This is a genomic window from Pseudoxanthomonas yeongjuensis, from assembly GCF_010093345.1.
Lineage (GTDB): Bacteria > Pseudomonadota > Gammaproteobacteria > Xanthomonadales > Xanthomonadaceae > Pseudoxanthomonas_A > Pseudoxanthomonas_A yeongjuensis.
In genome coordinates this window covers 1-18,581 of sequence record NZ_PDWT01000003.1, presented here as the reverse complement: position 1 = coordinate 18,581, position 18,581 = coordinate 1, and the positions used below count along the sequence as shown (strand labels likewise).

At 66.6% G+C, this 18,581-nt stretch carries 10 protein-coding genes; 6 read left to right on the top strand and 4 right to left on the bottom strand.

Translation table 11 applies throughout. The annotated features are described in order from the left end of the window. Positions 1-3 precede the first annotated feature (3 nt). The 3 genes from CSC74_RS09835 to CSC74_RS09825 form a co-directional block, all read right to left on the bottom strand. Positions 4-2,856 (bottom strand): valine--tRNA ligase, encoded by a 2,853-nt coding sequence (locus CSC74_RS09835; protein ID WP_162314675.1) that lies wholly within the window; start codon positions 2,854-2,856, stop codon positions 4-6. Positions 2,857-3,014: 158 nt separating this feature from the next. Then, a complete protein-coding gene (locus CSC74_RS09830) occupies positions 3,015-3,437 on the bottom strand; it encodes a DNA polymerase III subunit chi (protein ID WP_162314296.1) in 423 nt (140 codons plus the stop codon). A gap of 69 nt (positions 3,438-3,506) precedes the next feature. Beyond that, on the bottom strand, positions 3,507-4,982 hold the full coding sequence (locus CSC74_RS09825) for a leucyl aminopeptidase (RefSeq protein WP_162314295.1): 1,476 nt from the start codon (positions 4,980-4,982) through the stop codon (positions 3,507-3,509). Positions 4,983-5,132: 150 nt separating this feature from the next. Here CSC74_RS09825 and lptF point away from each other — a divergent pair, with 150 nt between their 5' ends. Next, positions 5,133-6,212: an LPS export ABC transporter permease LptF gene (gene lptF / locus CSC74_RS09820; RefSeq protein WP_162314294.1), complete on the top strand. Its 1,080-nt coding sequence runs from the start codon at positions 5,133-5,135 to the stop codon at positions 6,210-6,212. Beyond that, on the top strand, positions 6,209-7,309 hold the full coding sequence (gene lptG / locus CSC74_RS09815; RefSeq protein WP_162314293.1) for an LPS export ABC transporter permease LptG: 1,101 nt from the start codon (positions 6,209-6,211) through the stop codon (positions 7,307-7,309). Before lptF ends, lptG begins: the two co-directional genes overlap by 4 nt. Before the next feature lie 129 nt (positions 7,310-7,438). Here lptG and CSC74_RS09810 read toward each other — a convergent pair whose 3' ends face one another. Continuing rightward, on the bottom strand, positions 7,439-7,918 hold the full coding sequence (locus CSC74_RS09810) for an RDD family protein (RefSeq protein WP_162314292.1): 480 nt from the start codon (positions 7,916-7,918) through the stop codon (positions 7,439-7,441). Between the two features lie 45 nt (positions 7,919-7,963). Here CSC74_RS09810 and xerD point away from each other — a divergent pair, with 45 nt between their 5' ends. The 4 genes from xerD to CSC74_RS09790 form a co-directional block, all read left to right on the top strand. After that, positions 7,964-8,947, top strand: coding sequence for a site-specific tyrosine recombinase XerD (gene xerD / locus CSC74_RS09805; protein ID WP_162314291.1), 984 nt, complete (start codon positions 7,964-7,966; stop codon positions 8,945-8,947). Between the two features lie 241 nt (positions 8,948-9,188). Continuing rightward, the gene (locus CSC74_RS09800) at positions 9,189-10,022 is read left to right on the top strand and encodes a thioredoxin fold domain-containing protein (RefSeq protein ID WP_162314290.1); all 834 of its coding nucleotides are present in this window, start codon (positions 9,189-9,191) and stop codon (positions 10,020-10,022) included. Between the two features lie 88 nt (positions 10,023-10,110). Then, on the top strand, positions 10,111-14,031 hold the full coding sequence (gene purL / locus CSC74_RS09795; RefSeq protein WP_162314289.1) for a phosphoribosylformylglycinamidine synthase: 3,921 nt from the start codon (positions 10,111-10,113) through the stop codon (positions 14,029-14,031). A 408-nt stretch (positions 14,032-14,439) separates the two neighbouring features. Then, positions 14,440-18,581, top strand: a 4,142-nt coding sequence (locus tag CSC74_RS09790) for an ESPR-type extended signal peptide-containing protein (RefSeq protein ID WP_281349743.1), incomplete at its 3' end; no start/stop codon positions are given.

The window sequence follows — 18,581 nt, the reverse complement described above, 5'->3', positions numbered from 1 at the left end:
CCATTACAGCTTTGCGCGTTGCTCGCGCAGGCCGGACAACTGGGTGTTCCAGTCGACCAGGCGCTTGCGCTCCTGCTCGACCACGGCGGCGGGCGCGTTCTGCACGAAGGTGTCGCTGGCCAGCTTGCCGCTGCACTTGGCGATCTCGATTTCCACGCGCTTGATCTCCTTGTCCAGGCGCGTGCGTTCCGCATCCAGGTCGACCAGGCCTTCCAGCGGCACCAGCAGCTTGAGCTCGCCGACGATGGCCACGGCCGAGGCGGGGGCTTGTCCATCGGCCGACAGCCATTCGATGGCTTCGAGCTTCAGCAGGAACGACAGCTGCGAAGCGTAGCGATCCGCCAGCTTGCGATCGTTGTCGCTGCCGTCCTGCAGCAGCAGGCGGACCTGCTTGCCCGGCGACACGCCCAGTTCGCTGCGCACGCGGCGCAACGCGGAGACCATGTCCTTGAGCCATTCCACGTCGACGCCGGCCTGGACGTAATCCTGCGTGGCGTAGTCGGAAGCGATGGGGTAAGGCTGCAGTGAAATCGTCGCCGCTTCGATGCCCAGGCGCGGCGCGACCTGCCGCCAGAGCTCCTCGGTGACGAACGGCACCAGCGGATGCAGCAGCCGCAGCAGCGATTCGAGGACGTACAGGGAGGTGTGGCGCGTGCTGTCCGCGGCTTCGGTGTCCTCGCCATTGAGCGCCGGCTTGGACAATTCCAGGAACCAGTCGCAGAATTCGTTCCAGGCGAATTCGTACAAGGCCTGCGCGAGCAGGTCGAAGCGGTAATCTGCGTAATGGGTTTCGGCTTCGGCAGCGACCTTGGCGAGACGGGAAAGGATCCACTTTTCGGCGTCGGTGACGGGCTTGCCAAGAGCGCCCCCATCTGCCCTGCGGGCGTCTTCCCCCGCAAGCGGGGGAAGGGTGAACGTTTCCGTGTTCATCAGCACGAAGCGCGTGGCGTTCCACAACTTGTTGCAGAAATTCTTGTAGCCCTCGGCGCGGCCCATGTCGAACTTGATGTCGCGGCCGTGGTTGGCCAGCGCGGCGATGGTGAAGCGCAGCGCGTCGGCGCCGTGGGCGGCGATGCCGTCGGGGAATTCCTTGCGCGTGGCCTTCTCGATCTTGGGCGCGTCGGTCGGCTTCATCAGCCCGGTGGTGCGCTTGGCGACCAGGTCTTCCAGGGCGATGCCGTCGATGATGTCCAGCGGATCCAGCACGTTGCCCTTGGACTTGGACATCTTCTGGCCGTGGGCATCACGGATCAGGCCGGTCATGTAGACGTCCTTGAACGGGATCTTGCCGGTGAAATGATCGGTCGCCATGACCATCCGCGCGACCCAGAAGAAGATGATGTCGAAGCCGGTGACCAGTACGCTGCTGGGCAGATAACGGTCGAAACCGCGTTCGGCCATCGCCTGTTCGTCGGGCCAGCCCAGGGTGCTGAACGGCCACAGTTGCGAGCTGAACCAGGTTTCCAGCACGTCGTTGTCCTGGCGTAGAGCGGAGCTCGCTCCGCTGCCGTCGCCAAGCGGAGCAAGCTCCGCTCTACGGAGGGCGACCTTTGCGTACGCTTCTTCCTCGGTGCGTGCGACGTAACAGTTGCCCGCTTCATCGAACCACGCCGGGATGCGATGCCCCCACCACAGCTGGCGGCTGATGCACCAGTCCTGGATGTTCTCCATCCAGTGGCGATAGGTGTTGATCCAGTTGCCGGGAACGAACCTGACGCCGCCGCTCTCCACCAGTTCGAGGCCGCGGGCCGCAAGGCCGTCCATCTTCACGAACCACTGGTCGGTCAGGTACGGCTCGATCACCTGGCCGGTGCGGTCGCCCTTCGGCACCTGCAGCTTGTGCGGCCTGGTTTCGACCAGCAGGCCTTCGCTTTCCAGGTCGGCGAGGATTTGCTTGCGGGCTTCGTAGCGGTCGAGCCCGCGATATCTTTCCGGCGCGGTGTCGTTGATCGCCGCGGTCGGGGTGAGGATGTTGATCAGCGGCAGGTCGTGGCGCTGCCCGACCTGGTAATCGTTGAAGTCGTGCGCCGGGGTGATCTTGACCACGCCGGTGCCGAAATCGCGCTCGACATAGGTGTCGGCGATGATCGGGATCTCGCGCCCGGTCAACGGCAGCTTCACCGTCCTGCCGACCAGGTGCGCGTAACGCTCGTCTTCCGGATGCACGGCCAAGGCGGAGTCGCCGAGCATGGTTTCCGGGCGCGTGGTCGCCACCGTGAGCGTTCCGCTGCCGTCGCTGAGCGGATAGGCGATCGACCAGAGGAAACCATCCTGCTCCACGTTCTCCACTTCCAGGTCGGAGATCGCGGTCTTCAGCACCGGGTCCCAGTTGACCAGGCGCTGGCCGCGGTAGATCAGGCCTTCCTCGTGCATTCGAACGAAGGCCTCGATCACCGCCTTCGACGCCATCGGATCCATGGTGAAAGCGCTGCGCGACCAGTCGCCGGAGGTGCCGATGCGGCGCATCTGCCGTTCGATGGTATCGCCGGATTGCGCCTTCCATTCCCAGACTTTTTCGATGAAACCGTCGCGGCCCAGCGAGTCGCGGGTCTCGCCCTTGCCTTCCAGCGCCAGATTGCGCGAGACCACCATTTCGGTGGCGATGCCGGCATGGTCGCTGCCCATCTGCCACAGGGTGTCGTAGCCGCGCATGCGGTGATAGCGGACCAGCGCGTCCATCAGCGTCTGCTGGAAGGCATGGCCCATGTGCAGGGTGCCGGTGACGTTGGGCGGCGGCAGCAGGATGGTGTACGGCTCGCCCTTGCCGCTGGGCTTGAAATAGCCGGCGCTTTCCCACTCCGCGTAGAGGCGGGTTTCGAAGGACTTGGGGTCGTAGCTGGAGGCGAGTTCGGTCATGAGGTTCCAGATCATTTCGATCGTCATCCCAGCGAAAGCTGGGATCCATCCTGCTTTTTTGCCGGATGCATCAAGTACAAGGCAACAGCAAGATCAAAATAGGTTCCGGCTTTCGCAGGGATGACGTTGTAACGGAGTGGTGTTGCTTTGGTGCTGGATTACATATCGTGCTTTTTGACGTCGTACCCACGCGCCTTGTACTGCTTCCAGCGCTCGCGAAGCGGTTCGCGCGCGGATTCGTCGGCGGGTACGACTTCCAGGATGCGTTCGCAGGGGCCGTCGAAGGCCGCGTCGCGCAAGTTGATCACCAGTGCACGCGCAGGCACATCGAGATCAGGCGTGGCGATCAGCACCGGCGCGAGTTCGTCCTCTTCATCGCCGGCGATCTGGTGCGGGATGTAGGCGTCGTCGTCCATTTCCCACAGCAGCGCGTCGATCTGTTCGGCCTGCTCCGCGTCGCGCGCCAGGATCAACGTCCACAGGCTGGCGTCGTAGGACTTGCGCGCCAGCTCGCAGACGAGCTTCAGCGGCTCCTCGAGGAAGCGCGGTTTGGCGATGAGGTAGAAGTCGGCGCGGGGCATAGGGGCAGGAGTTAGTGGAGAGGAGTGAGGAGTGAGTGACAAGCAAAGGCACTGCTCACTCCTCTGCGCTCACTTCTCGCTTCTATCCAGCAACCACTGCGCCAGCAAACCGACCGGCCGGCCGGTGGCCATGCCGCGCTTGCCTTCGTCGTTGGCCACGCCGGCGATGTCCAGGTGCGCCCAGCGCTGGTTCTCGGTGAAGCGCGAGAGGAAGCAGCCGGCGGTGACGGCGCCGGCCCAGCGGCCGCCGATGTTGTAGACGTCGGCGAAGGTGGAATCGAGCTGGGTCTGGTATTCGTCCCACAACGGCAGGCGCCAGGCGCGGTCGAATACGTGTTCGCCGGCGGCGACCAGTTCGTCGGCCAGGTCGTCGTGCTTGCTCATCAGGCCGGTGGCGTAGCGACCCAACGCCACGATGCAGGCGCCGGTCAGGGTGGCGACGTCGAGCAGCGCCTCGGGTTCGAAGCGCTGCGCGTAGGTCAGCGCGTCGCACAGGATCAGGCGGCCTTCGGCGTCGGTGTTGCCGACCTCGATGGTCTTGCCGGACATGCTGGTGATGACGTCGGAAGGGCGATAGGCGTCGCCGTCGATCGCGTTCTCGACCGCGGGCACGACCACGACCACGTTCAACGGCAGTTTCATCTTCACTGCGGCGACGAAGGTGCCGATCACGTTGGCCGCGCCGCACATGTCGTACTTCATTTCCTCGATGCCGCCCTGGGTCTTCAGGTTGACGCCGCCGGTGTCGAAGGTGATGCCCTTGCCGACCATGACGAACGGCTTGGCGTCGCCGCCACCGTTCCACTTGAGCACGATCAGGTGCGGCCGGTTGCTCGAGCCGCGGGCGACGGCCAGCAGCGAACCCATGCCCAGCGCTTCCATCTGCGCTTCATCGAGGATCTCGGACTCGGCGCCCGCGTGCTCGGTGGCGAACTTGCGCGCCTGTTCGGCCAGGTACGCGGGGTTGCAGATGTTCGGCGGCAGGTTGCCGAGCTCGCGGGCGAAGGTCACGCCCGCGGCGATGGCGACGCCACGCGCAAGCGCTTCTTCGTCATCGCCATTGATCGCCAGCGTGGCCAGGCCGGTGTCGTCGTTCTTCTTCTTGCCCAGGGTGGCGGTATAGCGGTAGCTGGCGTGGTCGGCGGCGATCACGGCCTGGCGGATGTTCCATGCGGCGTCGCGATCCTTCACTTCCAGTTCCGAAAGGGTGAACAGCGCATTGGCCGAAGGCCCGACCCTGAGCGCGCGGGCGGCGTCGGCGACCGCCTTGAGGTATTGCGGCACGCCGAACTTGGCGGTGTCGCCCAGGCCGATCACCAGCACGCGCGGCGCGGTGACGCCGGGCAGGTCGTGCAGCAGGGTGGTCTTGCCGGTCTTGCCGCCCACGTCGCCGCGCTGGACCAGCGCGTTGAGCTTGCCGCCGCTGGCCGCGTCGAGCGCACGCCCGGCGGGGCTGAGGGTCCTGTCGCCGAAGGCGCCTACCACGATGCAGTCGAAGCCGGCCGTGGCCGGCGCGTCGTGGTTCAGTGTGAATTCCAGTGACATTGAGCAGATTCCCGAATCGGTAGGTGACGTGTTCTGTACAAGTGTTCCGTACAATCGCTGGTCTCAGGGCAGCGGCATTACCCGCGCCAGGCCGTCAAAACGTGGCCCGGAACCCCAGCGAACGAACGCGAGATTGTAAACCAACCCCTTATGGCGAAGCTGGACCGCTACCTCTTCCGCGAATTCACCCAGAGCTTCCTGGCCACGTTGATCGTGTTGCTGGTGGTGAGCCTGGGCGGGGTCATGGCCGACCTCCTGGGCAATATCGCCGATGGCAGGCTGCCGGCCGGCCTGCTTTTGTCGCAGATGGGGCTGCAACTGCTCAATTATCTGCCGCTGATCCTGCCATTGGCGCTCATGCTGGGGCTGTTGCTGTCCTTTTCACGGTTGTACCGGGATTCGGAAATGCCGGTGCTGACCTCGATCGGGGTGGGCCCGAAGCGCCTGTTGAGGCCGATCCTGCTGCTGGTGGCGCCGGTGGTGGTGGTGATCGGGACCTTGTCGCTGTGGCTCGGGCCGTGGGCCGACCGCACCAGCGAACGCATGATCGAGCATGCCAACCGCAGCCTGGTGGTGGCGGGACTGGATGCGGGCAAGTTCACCATGCTGCCCAATGGCAGCGTGATCTACATCGGCGGCATTTCCGCCGACGGCACCCAATTGCGGAAGGTATTCGTGCAGCGCCAGCAGGACGACCGCCTGGATGTGGTGACTGCGCGCAGTGGCGAGATGTTCTTCGAGGGAGCACGTGACCGCTATATGCGTCTGAACGAAGGTTTCAGGGTGGAAGGGCCGCTGGAGCAGGGCCGCGATTACAACCTGATGCGTTTCGCCAGCAACGAGTTCGCCTTGCCCGACCGCGCCGATATCCGCGACGAAGCCGATCCCGAGTTGCTGCCTACCCTGGCCCTGCTGGGCGACAAGCGCCCCGACGCCAATGCGCAGCTGCATGCGCGAATCGCACCGCCGCTGTTGGCCCTGGCCTTCGCGCTGATGACCTTGCCGCTGGCGCGCAGTTCGCCACGCCAGGCGCGTTATGGACGGATCATGCTCGGCTTCCTCGCTTACCTGGTCGGCACCAACCTGATGTTCATCGGCACCAATGCGCTGTCGGAAGGCAAGATCCCGCCGCTGCTCGGCCTGTGGTGGCTGAGCCTGCCGCTGCTGGCCGCGGGCGCCTGGCTGTATTTCCGCGATGGGCGCATGACGCGGGCCAGGGTGAAGGCATGAGGCTGAGGCCGAACCTGCACGACCTGTACGTGGGCCGGGTGGTGCTGACCACGGTGCTGCTGGTCTGGGCGGTGCTGGTCGGGCTGGACGTGGTCAACACACTAGCCACCGAAGCCGGCGACCTGGGCAAGGGCAATTACACCTTCGGTCATGCCGTGGCGTATGTCGCCTATACCGTCCCGCGCCGCGCCTACACCATGTTCCCTACCGCGGCGGTGATCGGCGCGTTGATGGGGCTGGGCCAGTTGGCCACCAGTTCCGAACTGATCGCCTTGCGCGCGGTGGGACTGTCGCGGCGGCGCCTGAGCGTCTCGGTCGCGATCACCCTGGCCCTGCTGACCGGGCTGATGGTGCTGGGCATGGAAACCGTCGGTGCCTGGGGCCAGACCCAGGCCGACAACCTGAAGACCTCGGCCACTTCCAAGAACCTGGCGGTGGCCAAGTACTCAGGCTTGTGGGCGCGCGAGGGCAATGTCTTCCTCAACGCCCGCAATGGCGACGAGCGCATGGTCGACGGCCACCAATGGCTGCAGTTGCGCGACGTGCGCCTGTACGAGGTGGCCGACGACGGCAGGCTGGCTTCGATCGTCCATGCGGCCACGGCCGAGCACCTGCAGGGCAGTTGGGTACTGAAGAACGTGCTCCGCACCACCTTCAACGAACGCTCGGTCACCCAGCAGCAGAGCCTGGGCATGCGCTGGGAATCCGAGCTCGACCCGGTCGCGCTGGCGGCCACCATCGCCCGGCCGCGGTACATGGCGGCCAGCGACCTGGCCAGCAGCATCGATTACCGCGAACGCAACGGCCTGGACGCGCGCGAATACGAAGACGTCTACTGGGGCCGATGGTTCTATCCGCTGAACGTGCTGGCGTTGTGCCTGGCAGCGATCCCGTTCGCCTTCGGCAGCCTGCGCAGCGGCGGGTTGGGCAAGCAGCTGTTCTTCGGCATCCTGTTCGCCCTGGGGTTCTGGTTGCTGCAGTTGCAGTTCAGCCGTCTTGCCGGCGCGTTCAAGCTCGATTTCCGCATCGCCTACCTGCTGCCGCCGATATTGATGCTGGGAATATCGGCGTGGCTGTTCAGGCGAAGAAGCAGTTAGCGGCGCAGGAGCGATGTAGGAGCGACGTGAGTCGCGAATACCCCGGGTTCGTTGTGGGAGGGGCTTCGGCCCCGACGCTTTCGTCTGCCCCGCGTCGGGGCTGAAGCCCCTCCCACAAGACAACGCGAATCAAGTTTTTTTCTGTGACCGGACCATGCGCGTGCCGCTCGCCCGGTCATGCCATGTCAATCGCTCGCGATCCACCCACGCCCACCAGAAACCCAGCCCACCCAGCAGCAAGGAAACGGTAGCGACCGCGTAACGGACCCACAATGCACGCCACGACGGCGCGCCGCCGTCGGCCGCGATCACCTTCAATCGCCACGGGCGCATGCCCAGGGTCTGGCCGCCGCGGCGCCAGCTGGGCACGATGTACAGACCGGCCACGATCCAGCAGCTCAGCCAGAGCAGCCACCACAGCAGCGAGTAGGGAGGAATGTTCCGGTGCGGATCGTGGTGGCCGAGGAAGGTGTAGCCGGCGGTGAACGGCACCGCCACCAGGATCCACAGCGCCAGCACCGGCCACAGGTCATAGGCCAGCGCGAGCAGGCGCCAGCCGACCAGTGCGCGGGGTTTTCGGCCGATGGCGTTATTTTCGTCGGTATCCATCGCATCAGCATAGCTGGCCGATGCCGTCGTCGTTAAGCTGCCCGCATGAGTTCAAGCACTCCCGCCGAACGACGCTCGCTGGCCATGTCATTGCCGGAAGTGCCGGAGTCCGATGCGGATGACATCGCCGCTTTCCTGGATGCGATCTGGGCGGAAAACGGACTGGCCAAGCCGACCCTGGCCAGTTATCGCCGCGACCTGGAAGGCTTCGCGCGCTGGCGCAACATCCGCCAGGGCGGACTGGCGAAAGCCGACCGCGCCGGCTTGTTCGACTATCTGGCGATGCGCACGGGGCAGGGCTACTCGCAACGCAGCAATGCGCGTCTGCTGTCGTCGTTGCGCGCCTTCTATGCGTGGCTGTTGCGCCGGGGCGTGCGCAGCGACGATCCCACCGCCTTGCTCGATCCCCCCAAGTTGCCGCGCTCCCTGCCCAAGGCCTTGTCCGAAAGCCAGATCGACGCGCTGCTGGCCGCGCCGCAGGTCGACACGCCGCTGGGCCTGCGCGACCGGGCCATGTTCGAACTGATGTATGCCGCCGGATTGCGGGTCAGCGAACTGGTCGGCCTGCCCGCCAATGCGGTGAACCTGCGCCAGGGCGTGGTCCGGGTGACCGGCAAGGGCAGCAAGGAACGGCTGGTGCCGCTGGGCGAGGAATCCCAGTACTGGCTGGAAAAATACCTGGCCGAATCGCGCCCGCGACTGGCGGGAAAGCCCAACCCGGAGAGCCTGTTCCTGAACGGGAAATCCATCGATGGGAAATCCCTCGGCGGCGACCGCAGCCCACCCACTCGCCAGCAGTTCTGGGGGCTGGTCAAGCGTTACGCCGCCGCCGCCGGCATCGATCCCGGCAAGATCAGCCCGCACGGCCTGCGTCACAGTTTCGCCACCCACCTGCTCAATCGCGGCGCCGACCTGCGCGCCCTGCAGATGCTGCTCGGCCACAGTTCGCTGTCCACTACCCAGATATACACGCTGGTGGCGCGCGAACACCTGCAGCGACTGCACGCCAAACACCACCCGCGCGGGTGAGCCAAGGCGGGCCTTGCGCGGCATTGCCGCACAGCCCTGGAGGACGCCCGGCCATCGATGGCCGGGCCGGAGTATCCGAAGTCCCGATGTCTCGCCGGGGACGGCAACACGGATTCGTTCAGCAGCACCTGCTTCGCGCGGAAGCCTCGCATGGAGGGATATGCGAAAATTCCCCGTATCCGAGTGCGAACCCCGGCCGAATCCCGCGCCGCCCCCCGCATCGCCTCCAAAGGACTGCTTCATGAAGCATCTGCTCGTCATCGCCGCCTTGCTGGGCACCTCCAGCCTTTCCGCCTGTGCCCAGGCACCGCAACCCGGAGCAGCGACCGCCAAGCCCGCGACCACGCCTGCCCTCGCCAAGAATGATGTCGCCAAGGCCGATAGCGCCGATGGACGCACGCGCCAGGCCCTGCAGGCGCTCAATCCGCAGATCCAGATCGACTATGTCGGAGCCTCCGCGCTGCCGGGTTTCCGCGAGGCGATCGTCGGTGGGCAGGTCGTGCTGGTCAGCGATGACGGCAGGTACCTGGTCCAGGGCCAGGTACTGGACATGGAGACGAAGAACGAACTGACCCAGGGTAGCCCGGCGCTGGCCAAATACCGTCGTGGCCTGCTGGACAGCATCAAGGCCAAGGACCGCATCGTGTTCTCGCCGCCCAATCCCAAGTACACGATCGATGTCTTCACCGACGTGGAATGCGGCTACTGCCGCAAGTTGCACAGCGAAATCGCCGAATACAACCGGCTGGGCATCGAAGTCCAGTACATGGCGTTCCCGCGCATGGGCCTGGGCAGCCAGGATCACCGCGACATGATCTCGGTCTGGTGCGCCAGCGACCGCAAGCAGGCCCTGACCGACGCCAAGTCGGACAAGCCGATCGCGGCAAAGGACTGCAAGAGCCCGGTGGACATGGAATACCACATCGGCCAGCGCCTCGGTATTTCCGGCACGCCGGCGATCTTCGCGCCGGATGGCACCCAGCTCGGCGGTTACTTGCCGCCGCAACAGTTGCGCGAGGCCCTGGACAAGCTGGCCGCCGCGGGCCAGGCCGGCACGCCGGCCGGCATGCCGTGATCCCGGACTCTCCATCGAGACAAGAACGAAGCCGGCCCAGCGCCGGCTTCGTTACAATAGACGGCCCGTTCCTCACGGTTTGCCGGACATGATCGTCCTCGAGGGCCAGTCGGCCCTGTCGCAGTTCCGCCGCGCGCGGCTTGAATCCCGATTGCAGTCCCTGTCGCCCTCCGTGCTGGTGCGCGGCGCGTGGCATGTCTATTTCGTCCAGCCCGAAGCGGGCGCCGAAGTCGATGCCGCGACCCTGGGGCGCATCCTGCAGGCTTCCGCGGATCCGGTCGCCGCCGCGCCGGATACCCGGTCGCGCTTCATCGTGCCGCGCCTGGGCACCTTGTCGCCCTGGGCCAGCAAGGCCACCGAGTTGCTGCGCGGCGCCGGGCTGGCGGTGAAGCGGGTCGAACGCGGCACCCGCATCGACCTGCAGGGCTGGGAGGATTCCGCCGCCCTGGCGCGGTTGCTGCACGATCCCATGACCCAGTCGTTGCTGGGCGCGCGCGAACACGCCGCGACCTTGTTCGCCACGCCCGCCCGCGGCGCGCTGGAGCGCATCCCGCTGGCCACGCTGGAAGCGGCCAACACGCGTTTGGGGCTGGCCCTGGCCGAGGACGAGATCGAATACCTGCGCCTGCGCTACCGCGAACTCGGCCGCGATCCTTCCGACGTCGAGCTGATGATGTTCGCGCAGGCCAACTCGGAGCACTGCCGGCACAAGATCTTCAACGCGACCTGGACCATCGATGGCAAGGACATGCTCGTCAACGGCGGGCCGCAGTCCTTGTTCCGCATGATCAAGCACACCCACGCCCAGACCCCGCAGCACACCCTGTCCGCGTACAGCGACAACGCGGCGGTGGTGGAAGGCTACCCGTCGTCGCGCTTCCGCCCCGATGCCGGTGGCGCCTACCGCAACGAACCGGTGGTCGAGTCGGCGTTCTGCATCAAGGTCGAAACCCACAACCATCCGACCGCCATCGCCCCGTTTCCCGGCGCCAGCACCGGCGCCGGCGGCGAGATCCGCGACGAGGGCGCGACCGGCCGCGGCGGCAAGCCCAAGGCCGGATTGAGCGGTTTCAGTGTTTCCCACCTGCGCATCCCGACCCTGCCGCAGCCCTGGGAGGCGCCGCGCGGACTCAATCCGCGCATGGCCCCGGCCCTGGAAATCATGCTTGACGGTCCGCTGGGCGCGGCCGCGTTCAACAACGAATTCGGTCGCCCCAACCTGACCGGTTATTTCCGCAGCTTCGAACTGGCCGAAGGCAGCGGTCCTGAGGGGAGCCGACTGACCCGCGCCTACGACAAGCCGATCATGCTCGCCGGCGGCCTCGGCGCGATCGACCGCCTCCAGGTCGAAAAGATCCGCCTGCAGCCGGGCGACGCGGTGATCGTGCTCGGCGGGCCGGCGATGCTGATCGGCCTGGGTGGCGGCGCCGCCAGTTCGGTCGCCTCGGGCGACAGCGCCGAAGACCTGGATTTCGCCAGCGTGCAGCGCGACAACCCGGAAATGGAGCGCCGTTGCCAGGAAGTCATTGATCGCTGCGTGGCCCAGGGCGCGGACAATCCGATCCGCTGGTTCCACGACGTCGGCGCGGGCGGTCTGTCGAACGCGATTCCCGAGCTGTTGCACGATTCCGGCCGGGGCGGGGTGATCGACCTGGACAAGGTGCCCAGCGACGATCCCTCGCTGTCGCCGATGCAACTGTGGTGCAACGAATCGCAGGAGCGTTACGTGCTGGGCGTGGCCCAGGAGCGGCTGGCCGAATTCGCGGAAATCTGCGCGCGCGAGCGTTGTCCATTCGCGGCGGTGGGGGGGGCGACGGAGGAAGAGCGATTGGTGGTGGGTTACGGCGCGGCTATCGGCTCACTTCCACAAGAGCTGCCAATCGATCTCCCCATGGACGTCCTTTTCGGCAAGGCGCCGAAGATGCATCGCGATACCCGGCGTCCGTCGGCGCCGCGTTGGCCGGCGCTCGATACCGCCGGCCTGGACCTGCATGACGCGGCCCTGCGCGTGCTCGCGCATCCGTCGGTGGCGGCCAAGCAGTTCCTGGTCACCATCGGGGATCGCAGCGTCGGCGGCCTGACCGCGCGCGACCAGATGATCGGTCCGTGGCAACTGCCGCTGGCCGATTGCGCCATCACCCTGTCCGGCTTCGACGGATTCGGCGGCGAAGCCATGGCCATCGGCGAACGCGCGCCGCTCGCGTTGCTCGATGCCGCCGCCGCCGCGCGCATGGCCGTGGGCGAGGCGATCACCAACCTGTGCGCGGCGCCGGTCGAATCGCTGGAGCGCATCAAGCTGTCGGCCAACTGGATGGCCGCCGCCAATCATCCCGGCGAAGACGCGTTGCTGTTCGAGGCGGTGAAAGCGGTGGGCATGCAGCTGTGCCCGGAAATAGACCTCAGCATCCCGGTCGGCAAGGATTCGCTGTCGATGCAGGCGCAATGGCATGCGGACGATGGCGCGCAGAAATCCGTGTCCCCGGTATCGCTGGTCATCACCGCCTTCGCCCCGGTCGCCGATGCGCGCGCGCAACTCACTCCGTTGCTGTCCCGCGAGGAAGACAGCGAGCTGTGGCTGATCGGACTGGGCGCGGGCAAGAAGCGACTCGGTGGTTCGGTGCTGGCGCAATGCCATCCCGGTGCCGGCGGCAACGTGCTTCCCGCGTTCGCCGGCGAGGAAGCCGGGGATGGCGTGCCCGACCTGGACGATCCGCAGCGCCTGCGCGATTTCTTCGAACTGATCCGCGATGCGCGCGAGGCCGGCGTGTTGCTGGCCTACCACGACCGCAGCGACGGCGGCGCCTTCGCCACCTTGTGCGAAATGGCGTTCGCCGCGCACTGCGGGCTCGACATCCAGCTGGATGGCTGGGGCGACGATGCCTTCCGCACCCTGTTCGCCGAAGAACTCGGCGCGGTGGTGCAAGTCGCGGCCGAAGACCGCGCCGCGTTCGCCGACCTGGTCGAGCGCCACGCGCTGACCGAATGCGCGCAGCGCATCGCCAGGCCGACCAGTGCGCCGACCGTGCGCGTCCAGCAGGAAGGCGAAGTGCTGGCGCAATGGCGCTGGGAAGAACTGTACGATGCCTGGTGGTCGGTCACCCACGCCATGCAGAAGTTGCGCGACAACCCGGACGCGGCCGATGAGGAGCGCGAGCTTGCGCGAAACTTCGCTGCGTCCGGCCTGAGTCCGAAGCTGAGCTTCGATCCGGCCGAAGACATCGCTTTGCCGTATATCTCCAAAGGCGCCAGGCCGAAGGTCGCGATCCTGCGCGAGCAGGGCGTCAACGGCCAGGTCGAAATGGCGGCCGCGTTCGACCGGGCCGGTTTCGAAGCCCATGACGTGCACATGAGCGACCTGATCGCCGGTCGCGCGCGACTCGGCGACTTCAAGGGCCTCGCCGCGTGCGGCGGCTTCAGCTATGGCGACGTGCTCGGCGCGGGTCGCGGCTGGGCGACCTCGATCCTGGAGCGCGGCGCATTGCGCGACGCATTCGCGGAATTCTTCGCCCGTGACGATGCGTTCTCGCTGGGCGTGTGCAATGGTTGCCAGATGCTCAGCCAGTTGAAGGACATCATTCCCGGCGCCGCGCACTGGCCACGCTTCCTGCGCAACCGCAGCGAACAGTTCGAGGCGCGCCTGGCGTTGCTGGAAGTGCTCGAGTCGCCATCGATCCTGCTGCGGGGGATGGCGGGTTCGCGGATCCCGGTCGTGGTTTCGCATGGCGAGGGCCGTGCCGAGTTCGACAGTTCCGTCGACCAGGCCGCGGCAAGGGTGGCATTGCGCTACACCGATGGCGAAGGCCGTGTCGCCACGCACTATCCGCTCAACCCCAACGGCTCGCCCGACGGCATCACCGGCCTGACCAGCGACGACGGCCGTTGCACCATCCTGATGCCGCATCCGGAACGCACCTTGCGCAGCGTCAACCTGAGCTGGCATCCGCGCGAATGGCAGGACGACTCCCCGTGGCTGCGAATTTTCCGCAACGCACGAATTTGGGTCTCATAACCACGCATACCGAAAAAAGTTCGTTTTCTTTTCAAGCCCGCCGGAGTCAACAACGGCGGGCTTTCTTGTTTTCGGCGTACTCGCGCGTATGCAGTCACTCGACTTTGGAATGCGCTCTTAAGCACTTGTTTACTGAAGGGATGCAATTGCTTTTTTCAGCTTCGTGAAAAATTCGTGTAGTGCATCCACAAGATTTCGCATGGCTTGACTGTCGATAAACCTCTGGTGAATATCAAGACACAGTTGCAGTGTAAGGATGCATTCAGCTCGTGAACGACGTGAAGCGCAAAGGCCCGACCCTTCGTCGAGGCCATCCCCATGGGGGTTACACAATTTCCGACTAGGTCGTCCGGCCCCCGCCAGGCGATTTGGGTATCTCTTTGCCAAATTCAAAATAAGGAAGTGTCGATGAATCGCATTTATCGCAAGGTTTGGAGCCAGACGTTGGGCCAGTGGGTCGTGGCCTCGGAATTGGCAACGGGAGACAGCGCGGGTGCGCAAGGACAAGCCGTAACAGGCGCGCTGCACCGCTGTGCGCTTGTGGTGGCGTTGAGCACGTTGTTCGCCTCTGCGGCGTTGGCCCAGTCCGTGGAAGTAGGCGGCAATGCCGAATGCCTGGTTTGGAACAGTTGGCCTGCGATAGACCAGTGCCTGGTCGACGGCTCCGCCAACGCGAGCGGCGCCAATGCGGTCGCTATCGGCGCGCAAACCACCGCCAGCGGCAACCGCAGTTCCGCCCTCGGCACCGGCAGCAGCGCTACCGCGACCGGCGCCACTGCGTTGGGCGCCGACAGCGCCGCGCGCGCTGCCAACAGCGTCGCCGTCGGGCGCCAGTCTTCCAGCACATCGGTCAACGGCGTGGCGATCGGCTACACCGCCTTCGCCAGCAATGGCGCAAATGGCGTGGCCATCGGATTCAACGCCGGGGTTGCCGGCGCCAACGCAATTGCGATCGGCACCAACTCGCGCGCCACGGCGACCAGCGCGCTTGCGGTCGGCAACAACGCCAACGCCTCTGCGGCCAACAGCGTGGCGTTGGGCGCCGGCTCCGTCGCCACTCGCGCCAATACGGTATCGGTGGGCAGCGCGGGCGCCGAACGCCAGATCACCAACGTGGCCGCCGGCACCGAAGCCACCGATGCGGTGAACGTGGCGCAGTTGAACGAAGTGGCTGAAGTGGCCGAGAACACCGATGCCTATTTCAAAGCCGACGGTTTGCAGGACGGCAGCGACGACGCCCGGATCGGCGGCACTGGCGCGGTGGCGGCAGGCGCCGGGACGGTGGCCAGCGGTACCGAAGCGGCGGCGTTCGGTTCCGATGCGCTCGCCGAAGGCGACTACACCACCGCGATCGGTGCCACCAGCAGTGCGCTGGGCATGGGCGCATCTGCATTCGGCAGCGGCGCGGCCGCGGTCGGCGAATTCGCCACCGCCACCGGCTATAACGCGGTGGCGACGGAGAAGTGGAGCAGCGCCTACGGCGTCGGCAGCCAGGCGACCGGGCAGAGCGCCACCGCGATCGGTGGCCAGATGACCGTCATCAACGGCGAGACCTGGGAAGAGGAAACCTGGTCGACCGAAGCCTCCGGGCAGGAGTCGACCGCGATCGGCGTCGCCGCGCGTGCCACCAACTACGGTTCGGTCGCGATCGGAGCCGTATCCGAGGCCAGTGGCGAAAGCTCCACCGCGATCGGCCCGGCCAGCACTGCGAGAGGCGACTGGAGCGTGGCCATTGGCGAGCAGACCCGCAGCTACGGTGCCTTCAGTACCGCGGTCGGCAACTGGTCCGAAGCGCATGGCGACCGCAGCGTGGCGATCGGCGGCCTTGCCTATGGTGAGGAAAACACCGCGGTCGGGCAGAGGTCCGGCACCGACGGTGTCGGCGCCAGCGCATTCGGCCGGCAGGCACGTGCGCGGGTCGACTACAGCACCGGCCTTGGCTACGAAAGCGATGCGTATGGCGAGAACAGCGTCGCGCTCGGCGCGTATTCGGTCGCCGATCGCGCCAACAGCGTATCGGTCGGCAGTTCCGTCGCCGATCCGGCCAGCGGCGTAGCGCCGTTCGACCGACAGATCACCAACGTCGCGGCAGGCACCGAGGACACCGATGCGGTGAACAAGGCCCAGCTGGACGAAGTGGGCAAGACGGCAAGCAATACCGATCACTTCTTCAAGGCAAGCGACAGCGAAGACAGCGGCGCGGGTGCGTACGTGGAAGGCGACAACGCCACCGCGGCCGGTGAAGCGACCAATGCGATCGGCAACGGCGCCTCGGCCTTCGGCAGCGGAGCCAATGCGTATGCGGACGGGGCGACGGCGGTGGGCTTCAACGCGCTGGCTTCGGGCCAGAACAGTGCCGCATTCGGCCAGAACGCCCAGGCCACCGGCCCGGGTGCGGTGGCGGTGGGCGGCAATGCGGTGGATGAAGACGGCAATCCGCTGATCACCAATGGCGGGGTGCCGGTGGACACCGGCGCGACCAGCGCCGGTGTGGGCGGAACGGCGGTGGGCGCCAGCGCGCAGGCCGATGGATTTGCCGCGACCGCGGCCGGTGTCGGCGCCTTTGCGGAAGGCGCGCAATCTTCGGCGTTCGGTGCGGTGGCCAATGCAATCGGCGACTACTCCACGGCAGTGGGCACACAGAGCGCGGCCACCGGCGCCAGCAGCACGGCGGTGGGCGAGTCGTCGCAGGCGACGGGGCAGGAAAGCACAGCCGTGGGCGGTGCGACGTTCTTCGGCCTGATCCCGACGGAAGCCAGCGGGACCGGTTCGTCGGCGTTCGGCAACGGCGCCTGGGCGACGGGCGAGTACGCAACGGCGATTGGCTGGAATAGCTGGTCGAGCGGCGAGAGCAGCACGTCGCTGGGCGAGAGCGCGTTTGCGACGGCAGACGGCGCGACTGCGCTGGGCGCGGGCGCCAATGCCGATGCCCTGGGCAGCGTGGCGCTGGGTGCGGGTTCGATAGCCGATCGCGACAACAGCGTATCGGTGGGCAGCGCAGGCGGCGAGCGCCAGATCACCAACGTGGCGGCGGCTACCGAAGGCACCGATGCGGTGAACCTGGACCAGCTCAACGAAGTGGCGGCGACCGCAGATAACACGAGCAAGTATTTCCAGGCTTCGGGCAGTGCCGACAGCGATGCCGGTGCGTACGTGGAAGGCGACAACGCCACCGCGGCAGGCGAGGCGGCCAATGCGATCGGCAATGGCGCTTCGGCCCTCGGCAGCGGTGCCTCGGCCTACGCGGACAACGCGACGGCGGTGGGCTTCAATGCCTTGGCCTCGGGCCAGAACAGCGCGGCATTCGGCAACAATGCGCAGGCCCTGGGCCCGGCCAGCGTGGCGGTCGGCGGGGTGGCGGGGGACGAGAACGGCGATCCCCTGCTGACCATTGGTGGCGTGCCGGTCGATACGGGTGCGACCAGCGCCGGAGTCGGCGGAACCGCGGTGGGCGCCAGTTCGGAAGCCAGCGGCTTCGCCTCGTCGGCCTATGGCGTGGGCGCATTCGCCGGAGGTGCGGAGTCCTCCGCATTCGGTGCGGTCGCTACCGCCGCCGGCGATTATTCCACCGCGATGGGTGCCGAAAGCATCGCCACCGGCACCAGCAGCGTCGCCGTGGGCGGACCCGCGGACCTGATCCCGGGTTTCGGCTTCTTCGTGCCGACGCAGGCCACCGGCGAAAGCGCTTCGGCCTTTGGCGCAGGCGCGATCGCCTCGGGCGACTACAGCACGGTGGCCGGCAGCCTGGCGGAAGCTTCGGGCCTGGAAAGCACCGCGGTGGGCTTCTTCGCTTACGCGCCCGGCGACAATGCCAGCGCGCTCGGCGCGGAATCCTGGGCCAGCGGCGACAACAGCACCGCAGTGGGTTACTACAGCACCACGTACGGCGCCGACAGCGTGGCGGTGGGCGCGAATGCAACCGCGGATGCCGACAACAGCGTTGCCCTGGGCGCCGGTTCCATAGCCGATCGCGAGAACACGGTGTCGGTGGGCGATGCCGGTAGTGAGCGTCAGGTCACCAACGTGGCGGCCGGTACCGAAGACACGGATGCGGTGAACGTGGCGCAGCTGGATGAAGTCGCCTCGGTGGCGGAGAACACCGCCAAATATTTCCAGGCCAGCGGTAGCACCGACAGCGATGCCGGTGCGTATGTGGAAGGCGACAACGCCACCGCGGCCGGTGAAGCGACCAATGCGATCGGCAACGGCGCCTCGGCCTTCGGCAGCGGAGCCAATGCGTATGCCGATGGGGCGACGGCGGTGGGCTTCAACGCGCTGGCCTCGGGCCAGAACAGCGCTGCGTTCGGCCAGAACGCCCGGGCCACCGGCCCGGGTGCGGTGGCGGTGGGCGGCAATGCGGTGGATGAAGACGGCAATCCGCTGATCACCAATGGCGGGGTGCCGGTGGACACCGGCGCGACCAGCGCCGGTGTGGGCGGAACGGCGGTGGGCGCCAGCGCGCAGGCCGATGGATTTGCCGCGACCGCGGCCGGTGTCGGCGCCTTTGCGGAAGGCGCGCAATCTTCGGCGTTCGGTGCGGTGGCCAATGC